The sequence below is a fragment of the Sphingomonas sp. PvP056 genome (assembly GCF_040549155.1).
GTDB lineage: Bacteria > Pseudomonadota > Alphaproteobacteria > Sphingomonadales > Sphingomonadaceae > Sphingomonas.
Map to the genome: position 1 here is coordinate 99,604 of NZ_JBEPST010000005.1, position 15,508 is coordinate 115,111.

At 66.6% G+C, this 15,508-nt stretch carries 14 protein-coding genes; 7 read left to right on the forward strand and 7 right to left on the reverse strand.

Annotated elements, in window-relative coordinates; genetic code table 11:
• Window position 1 precedes the first annotated feature (1 nt).
• Together ABIC17_RS13380 and ABIC17_RS13385 are read left to right on the forward strand one after the other, a co-directional pair.
• On the forward strand, window positions 2-1,426 hold the full coding sequence (locus ABIC17_RS13380) for a M20/M25/M40 family metallo-hydrolase (RefSeq protein WP_354282481.1): 1,425 nt from the start codon (window positions 2-4) through the stop codon (window positions 1,424-1,426).
• Window positions 1,427-1,674: 248 nt separating this feature from the next.
• Window positions 1,675-2,490 carry an NIPSNAP family protein gene (locus ABIC17_RS13385; protein ID WP_354282483.1) on the forward strand — a complete coding sequence of 272 codons (816 nt, stop codon included), beginning with the start codon at window positions 1,675-1,677 and terminating at the stop codon, window positions 2,488-2,490.
• Here ABIC17_RS13385 and ABIC17_RS13390 read toward each other — a convergent pair.
• Complete coding sequence (locus ABIC17_RS13390) at window positions 2,487-3,035, reverse strand: ankyrin repeat domain-containing protein (protein ID WP_354282485.1); 549 nt, start codon at window positions 3,033-3,035, stop codon at window positions 2,487-2,489. The genes ABIC17_RS13385 and ABIC17_RS13390 overlap by 4 nt on opposite strands.
• A 107-nt stretch (window positions 3,036-3,142) precedes the next feature.
• Entirely contained in the window at window positions 3,143-3,805 is a 663-nt protein-coding gene (locus ABIC17_RS13395) for a Fe2+-dependent dioxygenase (RefSeq protein ID WP_354282487.1), read from the reverse strand.
• An 81-nt stretch (window positions 3,806-3,886) separates the two neighbouring features.
• Between ABIC17_RS13395 and ABIC17_RS13400 the strand changes: the two genes are divergently transcribed.
• Both ABIC17_RS13400 and ABIC17_RS13405 read left to right on the forward strand, forming a co-directional pair.
• The gene (locus ABIC17_RS13400) at window positions 3,887-4,192 is read left to right on the forward strand and encodes a hypothetical protein (protein WP_354282488.1); all 306 of its coding nucleotides are present in this window, start codon (window positions 3,887-3,889) and stop codon (window positions 4,190-4,192) included.
• A gap of 127 nt (window positions 4,193-4,319) precedes the next feature.
• Window positions 4,320-5,255 (forward strand): L-lactate dehydrogenase, encoded by a 936-nt coding sequence (locus ABIC17_RS13405; protein WP_354282489.1) that lies wholly within the window; start codon window positions 4,320-4,322, stop codon window positions 5,253-5,255.
• Between the two features lie 72 nt (window positions 5,256-5,327).
• On the opposite strand, the gene ABIC17_RS13410 is transcribed toward ABIC17_RS13405, so the two are convergent.
• Complete coding sequence (locus ABIC17_RS13410; RefSeq protein ID WP_354282491.1) at window positions 5,328-6,236, reverse strand: LysR family transcriptional regulator; 909 nt, start codon at window positions 6,234-6,236, stop codon at window positions 5,328-5,330.
• Window positions 6,237-6,388: 152 nt separating this feature from the next.
• On the opposite strand from ABIC17_RS13410, the gene ABIC17_RS13415 reads away from it, so the two are divergent.
• Together ABIC17_RS13415 and ABIC17_RS13420 are read left to right on the forward strand one after the other, a co-directional pair.
• Window positions 6,389-7,567: an MFS transporter gene (locus tag ABIC17_RS13415; RefSeq protein WP_354282493.1), complete on the forward strand. Its 1,179-nt coding sequence runs from the start codon at window positions 6,389-6,391 to the stop codon at window positions 7,565-7,567.
• A gap of 76 nt (window positions 7,568-7,643) precedes the next feature.
• Window positions 7,644-7,982 carry a hypothetical protein gene (locus ABIC17_RS13420; protein WP_354282495.1) on the forward strand — a complete coding sequence of 113 codons (339 nt, stop codon included), beginning with the start codon at window positions 7,644-7,646 and terminating at the stop codon, window positions 7,980-7,982.
• Between the two features lie 32 nt (window positions 7,983-8,014).
• Here the strand turns inward: ABIC17_RS13420 and ABIC17_RS13425 are convergent, their stop codons facing one another.
• On the reverse strand, window positions 8,015-8,572 hold the full coding sequence (locus tag ABIC17_RS13425) for a GDSL-type esterase/lipase family protein (protein ID WP_354282497.1): 558 nt from the start codon (window positions 8,570-8,572) through the stop codon (window positions 8,015-8,017).
• Between the two features lie 216 nt (window positions 8,573-8,788).
• Between ABIC17_RS13425 and ABIC17_RS13430 the strand changes: the two genes are divergently transcribed.
• Window positions 8,789-10,069 (forward strand): glycoside hydrolase family 130 protein, encoded by a 1,281-nt coding sequence (locus ABIC17_RS13430; RefSeq protein WP_354282499.1) that lies wholly within the window; start codon window positions 8,789-8,791, stop codon window positions 10,067-10,069.
• A 93-nt stretch (window positions 10,070-10,162) separates the two neighbouring features.
• Here ABIC17_RS13430 and ABIC17_RS13435 read toward each other — a convergent pair whose 3' ends face one another.
• Genes ABIC17_RS13435 through ABIC17_RS13445 form a run of 3 tightly spaced genes read right to left on the reverse strand, consistent with a single transcriptional unit; the run spans window position 10,163 to window position 15,494 of the window.
• Entirely contained in the window at window positions 10,163-12,391 is a 2,229-nt protein-coding gene (locus ABIC17_RS13435; RefSeq protein WP_354282501.1) for a sialidase family protein, read from the reverse strand.
• Window positions 12,388-13,917 (reverse strand): tryptophan halogenase family protein, encoded by a 1,530-nt coding sequence (locus ABIC17_RS13440; RefSeq protein WP_354282503.1) that lies wholly within the window; start codon window positions 13,915-13,917, stop codon window positions 12,388-12,390. Before ABIC17_RS13440 ends, ABIC17_RS13435 begins: the two co-directional genes overlap by 4 nt.
• Window positions 13,914-15,494 carry a tryptophan halogenase family protein gene (locus ABIC17_RS13445; protein WP_354282505.1) on the reverse strand — a complete coding sequence of 527 codons (1,581 nt, stop codon included), beginning with the start codon at window positions 15,492-15,494 and terminating at the stop codon, window positions 13,914-13,916. The genes ABIC17_RS13440 and ABIC17_RS13445 overlap by 4 nt, the downstream gene beginning before the upstream one ends.
• Window positions 15,495-15,508 lie beyond the last annotated feature (14 nt).

Consider the following 15,508-nt stretch of genomic DNA (forward strand, 5'->3'; position numbering starts at 1 on the left):
CATGAAGCCTCTCCTATCCGCCCTGCTGGCGACCGCCTCCGTGATGCTCCCCGTGGCCTCGGCCGCGCAGGCCCCCGCGCAACGGGCGGACCGGGCCGCCTTCCGCGCGCTCTACAAGGAACTGGTAGAAACCAACACGACGTCCTCGGTCGGCGACTGCACCAAGGCGGCGCAGCAGGTCCAGACCCGGCTGAGCGCGGCGGGCTTCGCGGCGCAGGACCTCGTGCTCTACGTGCCGGACGGACGCCCCCGCGATGGCGGCCTGGTGGTGACCTGGGCCGGATCGAACGCGAAGGAGTCGGCCTTGCTGTTGCTCGCGCACATCGACGTGGTCGAAGCGAAGCGCGAGGATTGGGTCCGAGATCCCTTCGTCCTCGTCGAGGAAGGCGGCTATTTCTACGGTCGCGGCAGCAGCGACGACAAGGCGCAGGCCGCGATCTTTTCGGACACGCTGATTCGCTGGAAGCAATCCGGGTTCAAGCCGCGCCGCACGGTGAAGCTCGCGCTCACTTGCGGCGAGGAAGGAACGAACGAGCGCGTGCTCAACGGCGCGGGTTGGCTGGTGGATCATCGGCCCGAGCTGATGAAAGCGGGCTTCGCGTTCAACGAAGGCGGCGGCGGGCGGACCGCGCCCGACGGCGGCCCAGAAACGCTCGGTGTCCAGGTATCGCAGAAGTCGCCGCGCAACTTCGTGCTCGAGGTTACCAATCGGGGTGGCCATAGTTCGCAACCGCAACCCGACAATGCGATCTATCGCCTCGCTGCCGCGCTGACCAAGGTCAGCACGCTGCAATTCCCGGTCCATCTCAACCCCGTGTCACAAGCCTATCTGGCGCAGGCCGGCGCGTTGCGGAAGGACTCCACCGGCGCCGCGATGGTCCAACTGGCAAGGCAACCCGGTGATGCCAAGGCGGCGGAAACCGTCTCGGCGGACCTGAGCCTCAACCCGCTGCTGCGTACGACGTGCGTCGCCACGCTGATCGAGGGCGGGCATGCGGCAAACGCCTTGCCGCAGCGCGTGACGGCGTCCGTCAACTGCCGGATCGTGCCGGGTGAAACAGCCGCAGAGACCAAGGCAGCGATCGAACAGGTGATCGCTGATCCGCAGGTCAAAGTGTCGCCGAGCAAGATTCAGGAGCGCCCGGTCGCGGTGACCCCGCCGCTCGACCCCGCGATCCTAAAGCCGATCGCCGCGATTGGGGCGAAACACTTTCCGGGCATTCCGGTGATCCCCACGCAATCGGCAGGCGCGACCGATGCGACATATCTCAGCAAGCTGAATATTCCGACGTATGGCATTCCCGGGCTTTGGAACGATCCGGCCACGGCCGGCACGCATGGGCTGAATGAACGAATTTCGACGGACGCGCTCTACCGCGGGCGGGACTACATCTATGATCTCGTGACCCATTTCGCATCACACTGACGAACGCCCCGAAACCCCGGGCGGATCGGCATAGAAGCCTGAAATCCGCTCGGGGCCAAACGGTCAGCGCCCGGCTCGCGCGGCATCGGCGCGGATTGATCCGGTTCGCGTTCTGAAGCCGCCTGTTCGTTCCCGACGGGCTGAGCTCCCGCCCGAGCCATTCACCAGACGACCAAAACGCCGCAGGTGATGGGTTGACGATAGATGCGGCATGCGCTTCCTGTGCGGCCAGGTGAATTTGCGAGGACATGATGGCGGACCCAATCGATCGACGTTCGCTGCTCGCGGGCGCTGCCCTGGGCGGCGTGGCCATTGCCAGCACCGAAGCGAGGGCGCAGCGCGGTACCGCGGCCGCCAGTCCGGAAATCTATGAACTGCGGACCTACAGTCTGGTCAATGGCCCGATGAGAGCGCGTCTGGACACCTATCTGAAGGACGCCTTCATCCCGGCCGCGCGCCGCGCAGGATGTGGGCCGGTGGGCGTGTTCACGGTCGCGATCGGCCCCGGGGCCCCGGCCGTCCGGGTGCTCGTTCCGCATCCCTCGATTGTCGACTTCCTCGCCTTGCCCGACCGGCTGGCTGCCGACGCGCGGCATACAGCCGCTGCCGCGACGTTTGCCAATGCCACGCCGGAAAGCCCGGCCTATGCCTCGCTCGACGTCAAGCTGATGCGCGGGTTCCCGCACTTTCCTCGTGTCGAGGTTCCCGACGCTGCGGAGGGCAACAAGGCCCGCATCTTCGAGCTGAGGACCTATATGAGCCATAGCCACAAGGCCGGGGCGACCAAGATCGCGATGTTCGATACCGGCGGAGAGATCGACCTCTTCCGCCGAACCGGCCTCAAGCCCGTCTTCTTTGCGCAGGACCTGACCGGACCCACCCTGCCCAGCCTGACCTACCTGCTGACCTTCCCGGACCTCGCAACGCGCGAGCGGAACTGGCGTACGTTCGGCTCGGATCCAGCATGGCAGCGGTTGATCGCGACGCCGGGGCTTACCGACCCCGAGATCACCACGGGCATCGACAACCAGATCCTGAGCCCGACGCCCTATTCGCAGATCTAGACGGTCGAGCGTGCCGCGGTCGGGGCACGCGCGATCAACTCGGCCATCGCGGCGTTGCCCTGCCCGGCCGCGATGCTCGCCGGGGTGTTGCCGGCGGCATCGATCACGTCGGTCGCTGCGCCGGCAGCCAGCAGCATCTCGGCTATTTCTGTATGGCCGAACATGACCGCGTTCATCACCGCGGTCTGCCCCGCCAGATTGCGCTGGTTGACATCGACGCCGGCATCCACAAGCAGGCGCGCGATGCCGGCATAGCCCTTGAACGCCACGCCCATCAACGCGGTATTCCCGCGTGCGCCGTCCCCCGCCGCGGCATCCGCGCCATGGTCGAGCAACACCGACGTGGCGGTGGCGTGTCCGTTATAGCTGGCGAGGATCAGCGGCGTGTATCCCTTGGCATCGCGTGCGTCGATCTCCGCCCCCGCTTGCAGAAGCGCCGGGATCACGTCGTCGCGCCCTAGCCGTGCTGCCTCGTGGAGCAGTTCCTGTAGTCGCTCGCGCGGCGGCAGGGGGCGCGGATCGGCGGTGGTTTGGGGCTCGGACACGGCATTTCCTGACAAGATGAGCCTCCCGAACGAGCCGATCGCGCTACTGGCTCCCACCGACGGGAAGAAAGATCCGCGCGCGACTGCGGCAAGGCTGATACGGGCGCTCAATCCTCCGCCCAGAGCCTGAGCAGATTGGACTGTGTCTTTGCGAGAAGATCCATCTCCGGGGTCTTGCCGAGCCGTTCGTACAGGCCGTGCCGCGCCGTCTCCAGATCGAACAGCAGTTCCCGCGCAGCAGCATCGCGCACGAGGCTGCGGACCCAGGTCACCGCCGCCAGCCGCTCGCCCGCCACCACCGGCGCAACCCGGTGCAGCGACGTCGTCGGATAGATGACCGCAGAGCCTGCGGCGAGCTTGACGTCCTGCTCCCCCGCCGCAGATTCGATGACCAACGCGCCGCCGTCATAAGCGTCGGGTTCGGACAGGAAGACCGTAACCGACACGTCCGTCCGCATCCCGCCCATGATCGCATCGTCGACATGGCTGCCATATTCCATGCCCGGCGCGTAGTGGCTGAACAGCGGTGGCCGGACGACATGCGGCCGCGTCGCCATCTTGAACAGGCGGTTGTCCAGCAGCCGGTCGATCACGCATTGCTGCATCTCCGCCAGCAACGGATCGGCCCGATCGACCTGCTCGTTGCGTTTGACCGTGCGTGCTTCCCGGCCAGCCGTCTGACGGCCGTCTACATAGCGAACCTCACCAAGCTTATCTCGTAACCATCGGAGATTGTTGGCGTCTAGAACGTTGGCGATCATCAGCAGCATGGGAAATCCTTGGTTCCGACGTGGAGCGCACAGGCCCCTTAACGGTTTCACGCCCAACGGCGAAAACGGGACAAAAAGCATATGCGTACGAAATTGTGGGTTGGTGTCGGCGCGTTCGTCGTGGCGCAATCGGGTCAGGCCGTTCTCACCGAGGCAGCCGCCATGCCGCTGTCCGCCGCCGCCGATCAGCGTGGCGAAGGGGGCGAAAACGAACGTGGCGAGGGTGAAGGTGAAGGCGAACGTCATGTCGTGCGGCGCACGAACGGGCAGCATCTCGTGAAGAACCCGCGGCGCGCGCGGGCCGCACAGCAGCATCGCGGACAGCGCGGCGAAGGCGAGAGCGAAGGGGGCGAGAACGAACGTGGCGAGGGTGAAGGCGAACGCTAACAGGGCCGGGCACGAGCGCGCCGGACTAACTCTTGCGACAGACAGCCGGTACGGTCATCGTTGAGCACCCACAAACCGGCAGCAGCGCGCTCCGGTCGCATTCGCACACAGACCGAGGAACTCCTTCATGCCAGCGACCTCCCGCATCGCGATCGTCGGCGCTGGCCATGTCGGAGCCACCACCGCCTATGCGCTGATGCTCCGCGGCCTGATCGCCGAGATCGTGCTGATCGACCAGTCGATCGACCACGCCATCGCCGAGGCCACAGATATCGCCGATGCCAGTGCGGTCGCGCGACCGGTCCGCATCTGGGGCGGTGATTATACCGATGTCGCGGATGCCGGCATTCTCGTGATCACCGCGGGTGCATCGACCAAGGATGGCGAAGCCCGTACCGCTGTCGCTGCCAAAAGCGCCAAGATCGTCCGCGACTGCGTGCGGCAGGCGATGGATGCCGGGTTCGACGGTGTCCTCGTCGTGGCCTCCAACCCCGCCGACGCGATGGCGCAAGTCGCCCAGCAGGAATCGGGCCTGCCGCCGGAACGTGTAATCGGGACCGGCACGCTGCTCGACAGCAACCGCTTCCGGAAGCGCGTGGCGGATGAACTCGGCATCGCACCCGGGGCGGTCGAGGCGCAGGTTCTGGGCGAACACGGCGACAGCGAAGTCGTCGCCTATTCGACGGTTCGGATCGGCGGCATGGAGCTCGACGCGTTCCTGGCTGGACAAGCGTTCGACCGGGCGCAGATCGCGCACGATGTGATGCGCGCGGGCTACACGATCAGCAAAGGCAAGGGCTACACCTCCTTCGGCGTCGCCTCAGCGATCGTTCGCATTTGCGAGGCCGTCGTGCGCGACGAGCGGGTCGCCCTGCCCGTCTCCACGCTGCTCACCGGCGAATATGACATCGACGGTGTCTATCTCAGCCTCCCCTGCCTGATCGGCGCGGGCGGCATATCGCGCGTCCTCACGCCGATGCTCTCGGATCAGGAGCAGACCGCGCTGCTCGCATCGGCCGAGGTGCTGCGGGACACTCTGCGCCATGCCGAAGGAAGCGACTGAAAGCCGATCGCGGCAGAGCGTCGGCTTCGATCGGCATCGGCCCAAGTCGCTCACGCCGGGCAGCAATCTCCCTCAACTCGTCAGGCGCTCGGCGAGAAAATCGACGAACGCGCGCACGCGCGCAGGCGTGTTCGCCCCGCCGACGAACACCGCATGGATCAGTTCGACATCGCCGGGGTTCAGTTCCTCGAGCACGGGAACAAGCCGACCGGCGGCGACGTCATCGACGACGCTGAACGCCCCGACGCGGGCGATGCCGACCCCGGCGGCGGCCAACTGCCCCAGCGTTTCGCCGTTATTGGCCTCGATCGACCCTTTCACGGTCAGCGCGACATCCTGACCGTCGACGCGAAACGGCCAGACTGGCTCGACGCGGCGAAAATTGAAGTTGAGGCAGTTGTGCCGGTGCAGGTCTTCGGGGCGAACCGGCGTGCCGCACCGCGCCAGATAGTCGGGCGCCGCGACGATCATCCGGCGGCTTTCGCCAAGCTTGCGCGCGGTCAACATGCTGTCGCCCAGCGGTCCGAACCGGATCGCGACGTCCGCCTGCCCAGCCGCCACGTCGACGATCGTGTCGGTCAGCGCGAAGTCGATCAGGATATTGGGATACGCCTGCGCGAATGCGCCCAGCAGCGGCACGACGCGCAATCGCCCATGCGACAGCGCCGCGCTGATCCGCAGACGCCCGCGCGGCGCACCCTGGTCGGCGATCTGCTGCTCGGCGTCGTCGAGATCGGCGAGGATCCGGCGTGCGGTCTGCAAATAAGCCTGCCCCTCCGCAGTCGGGGTCAAGGCGCGGGTCGACCGCAGCAACAACCGAACGCCAAGCCGCGCCTCGATCCGGTCGATCGACCGGGCAACCGCGGATGGCGTCAGCCCCAGCACACGTCCTGCACCGGAGAAGCTGCCTTCACGCATCACCGCCGCGAACACTTCGAGCGCCCGGGCACGATCCGCCCCCATCCCCGTCTTTGCGTCCATGTCAAAAATCCTTCGCGTCACCGACCTCTAATAACGCGTCCACCGCCAGTCCATCTATGCCTCAACAGAACAGTCGGGGACACGGAAATGGATTATCGTCAATTGGGGTCATCAGGGCTGCGTGTGCCCGCGCTCGTCGCAGGATCGCCACAATGAAGCTCAATCCCGGCCTGCTGGCCCTCGCCGTCGGTGCCTTCGGCATCGGCGTCACCGAATTTGCCCCGATGGGCCTGTTGCCCGTCATCGCAGGCGATCTCGGCGTATCGATCCCGACCGCGGGCCTTCTGATCAGCGCCTATGCGCTGGGCGTCGTGCTCGGCGCGCCGCTGATGACGCTGACGACCGGGCGGGTACCACGGCGAACATTGCTGATCGCGCTGGCCGGCATCTTCACCGTCGGCAATCTGCTGGCGGCGGTGTCGACCGGCTACGGCATGTTGATGGCCGCGCGGATCCTGACGTCGCTCAACCACGGCGCCTTCTTCGGCGTCGGCTCGATCGTCGCCGCCAGCCTTGTGCCGGCCGAACGCCGCGCAGGCGCGGTCGCGGCGATGTTCATGGGGCTGACGATCGCCAATGTCGTCGGCGTGCCGCTCGCAACCTGGGCGGGCGACCATCTCGGGTGGCGGTCGTCCTTCTGGGGAATCTCCGCGCTGGGGATCGCGACGATGGCAGCATTGCGCCTGACCCTACCCGCACTGCCCGCGCCGACGGGCGGCAATGCGATGGCCGAACTGCGCGTGTTGACCCGGGGGCCTGTCCTCGGTGCGCTCGGCCTGACCGCGGTGGGCGCAAGTGCGATGTTCACCGTCTTCACCTACATCACGCCGATCCTGCGCGAGGCGACGCAGGCCTCGCTCGGCTACGTCACCGCGATGCTGGTGACCTACGGCGTGGGTCTTACGCTGGGTAACTGGCTCGGTGGGCGGTTTGCCGATCGCTCGGTCGACCGGACGCTGATCGTGACGCTGGCGGCCCTCGCCGCGATCCTCGTCGCGTTTGCAATGCTGATGTCCTTCGCGGTCCCGACCGCAATCCTGATCTTCCTGTGGGGCGTCGCCAGCTTCGCGCTCGTCCCGCCGCTGCAGATCCGCGTGATGCAAGCCGCGGCGGACGCGCCCAACCTTGCCTCGGCGATGAACATCGGGGCGTTCAACCTTGGCAACGCGATCGGCGCGGCGGTTGGTGGTGCGGTCATTGCGGGCGGGCTGGGCTATCCCGCCGTGGCACTGGCGGGCGCGGTGGCATCGGCGCTTGGCCTGGTTGCGGTAATCGCCAGCGCCAAGGGGAAAACGGTACCCACCCACGCCGTGGCACAGGAATGTCGATAACGATCTGCGCGTGATGTAGTAACGGCCCCGGATCCGCCGCCTCCCCCGGTGGCACAGGCACGGAATCGATCGAAGCATGGCGCGCAAACATTCGAAACACGGCGGGTATGACGATGCGCAGCAGGACGAGGATGCGCCGGTCGAGATAGCGCCCTGCTGGTTGTGCGGTCGTCCCACGGGCAAGACGATCGTCTGGCATCATCCCGTCCCCAAGAGCCGCGGCGGTCGCGACGTCGTGCCGATGCACCCGATCTGCCAGCAAACGGTGACGGCCAATTTCACCAACGCCGAACTTGAGCGGCACGGCATGAACGTCGAGGGGCTTCTGGCCGAGCCGGCGGTGCGCAAGTTCGTCGACTGGGTCGCGAAGAAGGAACCCGATTTCACCGCGGGAAACACTAAGAAGCAGCGCTGACCCTGCCGGCCTTCCCGACGATCACGGTGGCGCTACAGCATCGCTTCCACCGCATCGCGCAGTGCGGCAACCACCGCCGCGATCGCTTTGGCGTTGGGATGGACCTTGTCGGCCAGGACCATGTCCGGATGCCCCAGCACACCGGGCGGAAAGAACGGCCGCACCGTCGCGCCATAATCAGCAGCCAGTTCGGCATGAATGCCGAGATACGCCGCGGCCCGGTCCCGCAGGATGGCCGGGGGCGCGACCGTCGTCAGCAGCACCGGGATCCCGCAATCTTGCAAGCGCAGCAACGTTTGCGCGAGGTGCGCCCGGGTACGCGCGGCAGGGACTTGCCGCAAGACGTCGTTGGGCCCGACCTGCACGATCGCCAGGTCGGGTCGCTGCGTAAGACCCGACAGGATCGCGGGCAGGCGTCGCTCGACGTCTGCAGTCGTGCTTCCCGATACGCCGGCGTTCAGCACGCGCGCACCCGGAAAACGGATCTGCAACGCCGCCTCCAGTTGTGCGGTAAAACTGTCCGTTGCGGCGAGGCCATAGCCGGCAACGAGACTGTCGCCGAGCGCGAGAATAAAGCGGGGTGTTGTCATCGAGCCATGTGAGATGGGACGTTGCGGTTCGAATGTAAGATGCCCACGAGATCGTCGGCATCGTCTGCCAACATGCGGGCCCGACGGGGGCAGTCGCGACGTCGCCGCCATTGCCACATCGTCAAAGTTTATTGCTCCGATGTCTCGAGCCGGACCTTTACCGCGCGGCGGGAGTATCGCCTCTATCGACACGGTTGCACAGAAAGAGGCCAGCGGATGATCGCAGCGGACGTTTTCACCACCCTGGACATAGAACTCAAACCGGATCCATCACGCACCGTCATTCGCCCGTTCAGTTTCGAATACCCGTCCGCCTTCGAACAACAGCCGACCCGTCTGCAGGAAGTTGCGGCGCGCGTGATGGCCCTGGAGCCTGCCACGCGGGATCGCATGCTGCAGTTGCTGACCGCCTCGATGTCTGCGCGTCATCGCAACGTCGACGATGGCTTCCTCCGTCGCTTCGCCGAGGTGAAGGACAAGCTCGGCGACGTGCAGGTCGAGGAGGAGCGCGACCAGCTGTTGCTGGGGGCCTATTACAGCCAGGAATATGCGTTCGAGTCCGCCGCGCTGTTCAACCCGAGCATCGTCACCTTGCCCGATCAGGATCCGAACGATGACAGCGTGCGCTTCATCGTGTCGCTGCGCGGCGTTGGCGAGGGTCATATCTCGTCGGTGACGTTCCGGACCGGAACCTGGGACGGGGGCACCAACCTCGTCGTCGATCCGCCCAGCGAACAGGGTGTTCCGCCGCGGATCGAGAGCGACAACGACGGCTGGGTGCGGATGCGCGCCGACGACAGCGAGGACATTTCCGAAACCGTGATCTTCCCGATCCTCCCGAGCCAGCGGCAGGGCGTCGAGGATCTCCGGCTCGTGCGCTTCACCGATCATGACGGGGTAGAAAGCGTCATCGGAACGTACACCGCCTATGACGGCAGTTCTGCGCGCGCCGAGCTTCTGCGCGGCATCGACCAGCGCACCTTCGAGATGCGCGCGCTGACGGGGGAAATGTCCGGCTACAAGGGCATGGCGCTTTTCCCGCGTCGGATCGACGGTCGCTTCGCGATGATCGGCCGGCAGGACAGCGTCAACATGTGGCTGCTCTACTCGGACGATCTCTACAATTGGGACGAGGGGACCCGGATCATGGGCCCCAAATACCCGTGGGAGTTCGTCCAGATCGGCAATTGTGGATCGCCGATAGAGATCGATGAGGGCTGGCTCGTCTTCACGCATGGCGTCGGCATGGTTCGCGGCTATTGCGTGGGTGCATGCCTGCTCGACAAGAATGACCCGTCGAAGGTGCTGGCCCGCACCCCTTCGCCGCTGCTGTTCCCCTCCGCCGAGCAACGCGGCGGCTATGTCCCGAACGTGACGTACAGCTGTGGGGCGCTGCTCCACGGGCGGCGGATCCTGTTGCCCTATGCGATCGGCGACGAATACAGCGCCTTCGCGACGGGCAGCGTCGATGACCTGCTGAGCGTGATGGAACCGTGACCCGGTGAATATCGGTTGCAGGGGCACATCGCTGCGTTTTCAGCGGCGGGGCCCCTGCACCCCGTCAACAACCCTGTCGTGTGCGTTCGGTAATCACCGCGCCGCCACGGGATCGCCGTAGAAGATGCCCCGCCCGTCCGTGCCCAGATAGACCCGCCCCTCACGTCTGGGGTCCCCCGAAACGACGCGGTAGCGTCCGCCCCAGCGATGCGCGTCATCGTCGATCCGCGACCACATCTTTCCCGTATCGACCGACCGCCACACGCCACGGATACCGTCCAGCGTTCCAACCGCAAAGACCGCGTTCTTTCCCAGTCCGAACAGTTCGACCTGCAACGCACCGCTGGCCGGTGCGAAGCTGACACCGCCATCCGTACTGCGAAACAGCCGCTCGCCCGCCTGCAACCACAATATGCCCGAACGGCCGGGGTCGACCACGAGCGCGCTCTGCGCCTCGCGGCCGCGGCGGCCCGCAGGGGGCAGGTCGGCGGGCAGCCCCCCGCTCGCCACGGGGGCAAAGCTGGCGGCGGCGTCGCGGGAAACGAGGATCCGCCCACGCGCGATATCGACCGCATAGAAGATACGCGGATCACGCTTGTCGGCGACGGCGCGGGTCTTGCCGGGCAGCCCGCGCACCACCGTCCAGCTTTTGCCGCGATCCCGCGACACCTGCGGCACCGGGGTTCCCACCACCATCGTCGCGCCATCGGCGGAAACGGTGATCGGCCAATCGCCGTTGAGATCCTCGCGCCTGGCCGGATCGCCCATCGGCGGCAGCGTCAACGCCGTCCACGTCCGGCCGCCATCCTCGGACCGCCCCATCGATGCGTCCCGCGGGCGATCGAGGTACAGGCTCCCGCTGCGGACGATCACATTGGGGGCAAGCCCGGCGTAATCGATCGTGTTGGTGTTGGACATGTACGGGTTGATGAAGGTCGGTTGCGGCGAAGCCGTCAGATCGTCGTGGACGAACCCGGCAAGGTCGCCGAAGCCCGAAATCAACGGCGCGCCACCGGTCGGCGAGACCAGCGTGATGATCGCGGTCTGCTCGATCCCCTTGGTCCAGGGTGCCCAGCCCACATCCGCCTTGCCCAGCGAGCGGGTTGCGTAAACGGTCGCGCCGGTCGTGTAGGCGATATGTCCCGGATCGAACGGATCGATCGCGAGGCCCGAGATCCAGTGCCCGAAATCGGCGCCCTTGCCTTCGTGCAGCAGGAAGGGCGTCTCGGACACGTCGCGCCGACTGCGCGCGCCGACATCGTCCCAGTGACCGCCGTCGTCGCGACTGACCCACAGCGAGTCGCCGTGGCGGTAGCGGTCAACCGTACTGACCGCGACGGTATTGGGCGCCATGGCCGAGACCGCGACGCCAAGGAACGCACCCTCCGCGCCGGTCTCGCGCCATGCCGCAGGCGTCACGTCCCGGCCGGTTCCATCGGGGGCATAGCGCCATACCGCCCCGGTCCTGATCCCGCTCGGCCCGAGCCCGCTGGCGTAACCGACCCACAACACACCACGGGAATCGATCACGCCCTTCGCCGCGAGCAGCGCAGGCCCCGGCGCGGCCACCCACGTCGTGCCGCCATCGTCCGAGCGAAAGAGATGCACCTCCCCCGGGTCGGCGACACCCGCCCAGATCCGGCGCGATCCCGTGCCCCCGCCGCCGCTCGTCGCGTCGATCGCAACGAAGGCGACGCCGCCATGCGTCCTTCGCAACGCGGGCCGTCCGAGCCCCGCAACCGGAAAGGTCGTCACCTTGCGCCAGGTCGCGCCCGCATCGTCACTGCGCCAAAGCCCGTCATGCCGCGAGCCGAAGAACAGGCGCTGCGGATCGTTGGGATCGACCGCGAGCCGCTCACCGAGCCCACGGCCATCCTCGTTACCCCCCATCGCGAATGGCACGGGGGTGACCCGCCACGTTTGTCCGCGATCCGCCGACCGCAGGATCGCGGCGGGTTGCCCGGCGTTCATGCCCGCGGCCATGGTGACGATGTCGGGATTGCGCGGATCGGGCGCGATGCTCTCGATCCCCATATAGCTCGGCGTCGCATTGCCGTCCTGCAGCGGGACCCAGCGCTGTACCTTCGCCTCCCAGCGATAGGCACCACCCATATCGGTGCGAAGATACGCCAGGCCGCGCTCTGCCGGACTGAACACGATGTTGGGCGCATAGCCCCCTGCCCCGACCTTCACGTTCGTCCAGCGATAGGGCACCGTCCGGTGCGGCCCGGCTGAAACCAACTGCCAACCCGAACCCGCCAGCGTGATCGCCACCGCCGCGGCCAGCGCCCGCAACCCTGCCGCCGACGTCATTCGGATCATGCCGGTTCCCGCAGAGGCGCTGCGCAATGCTGCGCGATGAACTGGTCCTGCGTCGGCATCGCAGCGGCGGTCTTGTCGATCATGTCGCGGACATGCGCCATGAACCGCACCGTCTCGTCCGCGGGCAGTGTCGCCGCCAACGGGTCGAACGACCGCGGCTGGATCCCCTGGCCAAGCAGGACCGCGATCCAGCTGTCGGGCGTGAACAGGTCGCGATGCTCACGGAACACGCGACCCTTGCCGGACCACAGCGCCAGCTTGGCCTCGAGCGACGCCGGCAGCGTCATCGTCCGGCAATGGTCCCAGAACGGCGAATCCGCGCGCGTGGTCGCGTGGTAATGGAGGATGATGAAGTCGCGGATCTGCGCATACTCGCGCAGCATCACGCGATTATATTCGTCGATCTCGACCGCAGCGAACCCGTCATCCGGGAAGAGGCTCATCAACCGCGCGATGCCCGACTGGATCAGGTGGATGCTAGTCGATTCGAGCGGTTCGAGGAAGCCGCCCGCCAGCCCGATCGCGACGCAGTTCTTCTCCCACAGCCGATCGCGCCGACCGGCCACGAACCGCAGCGGACGCGGCTCGCCCAGTGGCGCGCCATCCAGCCCGGCGAGCAGCGCCGACCGTGCGGCATCGTCATCGAGATGCGCGCTCGAATAGACATAGCCGTTGCCGACACGGTGCTGGAGCGGAATGCGCCAGCGCCATCCCGCGGCGTCGGCGGTCGCGCGCGTGTACGGCATCGGCGGAGCGTTGCGGGCACTCGGCACGGCCCAGGCCCGGTCGCACGGCAGCCATTGCTGCCAGCTTGTAAACGGCACCCCAAGGGCGTCCCCAACCAGCAGCGAGCGAAACCCGCTACAGTCGATAAACAGTTGTCCATCGATCCGTCCGCCATCCGCGAGCCGCACCGCATCGACAAAACCGGTGTCCGCATCCCTGTCCACCGCGACCACCCGCCCTTCGACGCGGACGACCCCATCACGCTCGGCCAGATCGCGCAGGAAGGCGGCATAAAGCGTGGCATCGAAATGGAACGCATAGGACAATGTCGACAGGACCGATTGCGGATTGGTGCTCGGTCGGGTGAACCGTCCGCGTCGGGCCGCCACCTCGGCCAGGCAATAAGCGCCGATCGGCCCCGGATCGGGCGCACCCGACGCCCGCTGACGCAGCCAGAGATGATGGAAAGCCACGCCTGCAACATCGCGGCCGTGCGTCCCGAACGGGTTGAGATAGGAGTCCCCAGGCTGCGCCCAGTCGCGAAACTCGATGCCGAGCTTGAAGGTCGCGGCGGTTGCGCGGATGAACGCGTCCTCGTCGATCCCGAGCATCGCGTTGAAGTCGAGCAGCGACGGGATCGTGGCCTCGCCGACGCCGACCGTGCCGATCTCCTCGGACTCGACCAGCGTGACCGACACGCCCCCCGCAACGAGCCGGGACAGTGCCGCAGCGGTCATCCACCCCGCAGTACCGCCGCCCACGATCACGACCTTGGTGATCCGCGAAGGCTCCGCCGTCACGCTGCTACCCGTGCGCCGAAGCGGTGCGTCTGCGCAAAGGTGACGAGATCGCGGTTCGACGGAAGATTGGCGATCGCAAAGTCGGCCTGCCGCCGCACTTCGGCGAACGCGCGCCGCGCGTCCTCATGATAGCGCAGCGCCCCCGCCTTCGCGCTCAGGTCGGTCTTCCAGCCCATGCCGTACAGGACGTACTGCCAGCTCGCGTCGGTGAAGATGTCGATCTGCCCGTCGATGTCGAGCTCGTTGGGCGGGCGGAAGCGCCACCGGTCGAGCATTTCGAGCAGGCTGTCAGGAACCGAGGCATCGTCGACATTGTCACGCCAGAACGCGCTGTCGCGCCGCTGCGAGATGCAATAATGCAGCTTGATGAAATCCAGCGCGCGTTCGTAGCGGCGCAGCATGTTCGCGTTGAACTGGCGCGCGGACGTCTCATAGTCGCCGCCCCAGGGGAACAGGTTGGCGATCATCCCCGCCGACACTTCGGCGAACGCGATGCCGGTCGCCTCGAGCGGCTCGAAGAACCCGCTCGACAGCCCGACCGCAACGCAATTCTTGACCCAATTGACCTCGCGATACCCCGCATCGAACTTGAAATGCCGCACCTCGGCATCCGCCCCGGCAGTCCCCAAATACCCGCGCAACACCCGCTCGGCGGCCTCGTCGTCGCTATGGTCGGAGGAATAAACGTGCCCGATGCCGCGCCGGCGATCGAGCCCGATGTCCCAGATCCACCCCGATGCCTGCGCGGTCGAAATGGTATAGGAAGCGATCGGATCGTTCGGCCGCGCATAGGGCAGTTGCGCGGCGATCGCACGGTTGCAGAACAGCACGTCGCGGCACGACTTGAACGGCACGCCCATCGCCTTGCCGATCAGTTCGGCGCGAAAGCCCGTGCAATCCACATACAGGTCGGCGTCGAGCACGCCATTCTGCTCGGTGCGCACACCGGCGATCGATCCGTCCTCGGCGAGCAGCACTTCGCCGACGGTATCGGTCAGGTGCCGGACACCGTTCCTGATCCCCTGCTCGCGCAACAGCCCGGCAAGCGCGATCGCGTCGAAATGAAAGGCGTAGTTGAGCGGCGCGACATAATCCGGGTTGGTCGGCAGCTTGGGCGCGCGGTGCTTGTCCGCCGCCTTTTTCTGCGGGTTGGAGACCTCATCCCAATTCTCCGGGCCGCCAAGCCCGAGCAGCCAGTATGGCAACAGGTCGAGCCCGTCGCTCGCGTCCGCGACCTGGAACGGGTGTGAGTAATGATCGGTCGCGCCCTGCCCCGGCGTGTGACGCCAGTGCGCGAATTTCGCGCCCTGCTTGAACGTGGCCCCGCACCGACGGACGAGCTCCGCCTCGTCGATGCCGATCGTCTCCAGCGTGCGACGGATCGTCGGGAACGTCCCCTCCCCGACGCCGAGAACACTGATGTCGCGGGACTCGACCAGCGTGATCGAAACCCCGCCCGCAAGATCGGCACCCAGCCGTTTCGCGAGATAGCCTGCGGTCAGCCACCCGGCGGTGCCGCCGCCCACAATCAGGATCCGCTTGCGCATCGCGCCCTCCGCTTGAGTGCCGGCCGACATCAGGTCGGCCGGCA

Bases quoted from the DNA above. Each gene is read 5' to 3' on its own strand.
- ABIC17_RS13410 (WP_354282491.1), bottom strand. From the start codon at position 6,236: ATGGACGCAAAGACGGGGATGGGGGCGGATCGTGCCCGGGCGCTCGAA.
- ABIC17_RS13430 (WP_354282499.1), top strand. From the start codon at position 8,789: ATGATCGCAGCGGACGTTTTCACCACCCTGGACATAGAACTCAAACCG.
- ABIC17_RS13395 (WP_354282487.1), bottom strand. From the start codon at position 3,805: ATGCTGCTGATGATCGCCAACGTTCTAGACGCCAACAATCTCCGATGG.
- ABIC17_RS13385 (WP_354282483.1), top strand. From the start codon at position 1,675: ATGATGGCGGACCCAATCGATCGACGTTCGCTGCTCGCGGGCGCTGCC.
- ABIC17_RS13445 (WP_354282505.1), bottom strand. From the start codon at position 15,494: ATGTCGGCCGGCACTCAAGCGGAGGGCGCGATGCGCAAGCGGATCCTG.
- ABIC17_RS13420 (WP_354282495.1), top strand. From the start codon at position 7,644: ATGGCGCGCAAACATTCGAAACACGGCGGGTATGACGATGCGCAGCAG.
- ABIC17_RS13380 (WP_354282481.1), top strand. From the start codon at position 2: ATGAAGCCTCTCCTATCCGCCCTGCTGGCGACCGCCTCCGTGATGCTC.
- ABIC17_RS13435 (WP_354282501.1), bottom strand. From the start codon at position 12,391: ATGATCCGAATGACGTCGGCGGCAGGGTTGCGGGCGCTGGCCGCGGCG.
- ABIC17_RS13415 (WP_354282493.1), top strand. From the start codon at position 6,389: ATGAAGCTCAATCCCGGCCTGCTGGCCCTCGCCGTCGGTGCCTTCGGC.
- ABIC17_RS13400 (WP_354282488.1), top strand. From the start codon at position 3,887: ATGCGTACGAAATTGTGGGTTGGTGTCGGCGCGTTCGTCGTGGCGCAA.
- ABIC17_RS13405 (WP_354282489.1), top strand. From the start codon at position 4,320: ATGCCAGCGACCTCCCGCATCGCGATCGTCGGCGCTGGCCATGTCGGA.
- ABIC17_RS13425 (WP_354282497.1), bottom strand. From the start codon at position 8,572: ATGACAACACCCCGCTTTATTCTCGCGCTCGGCGACAGTCTCGTTGCC.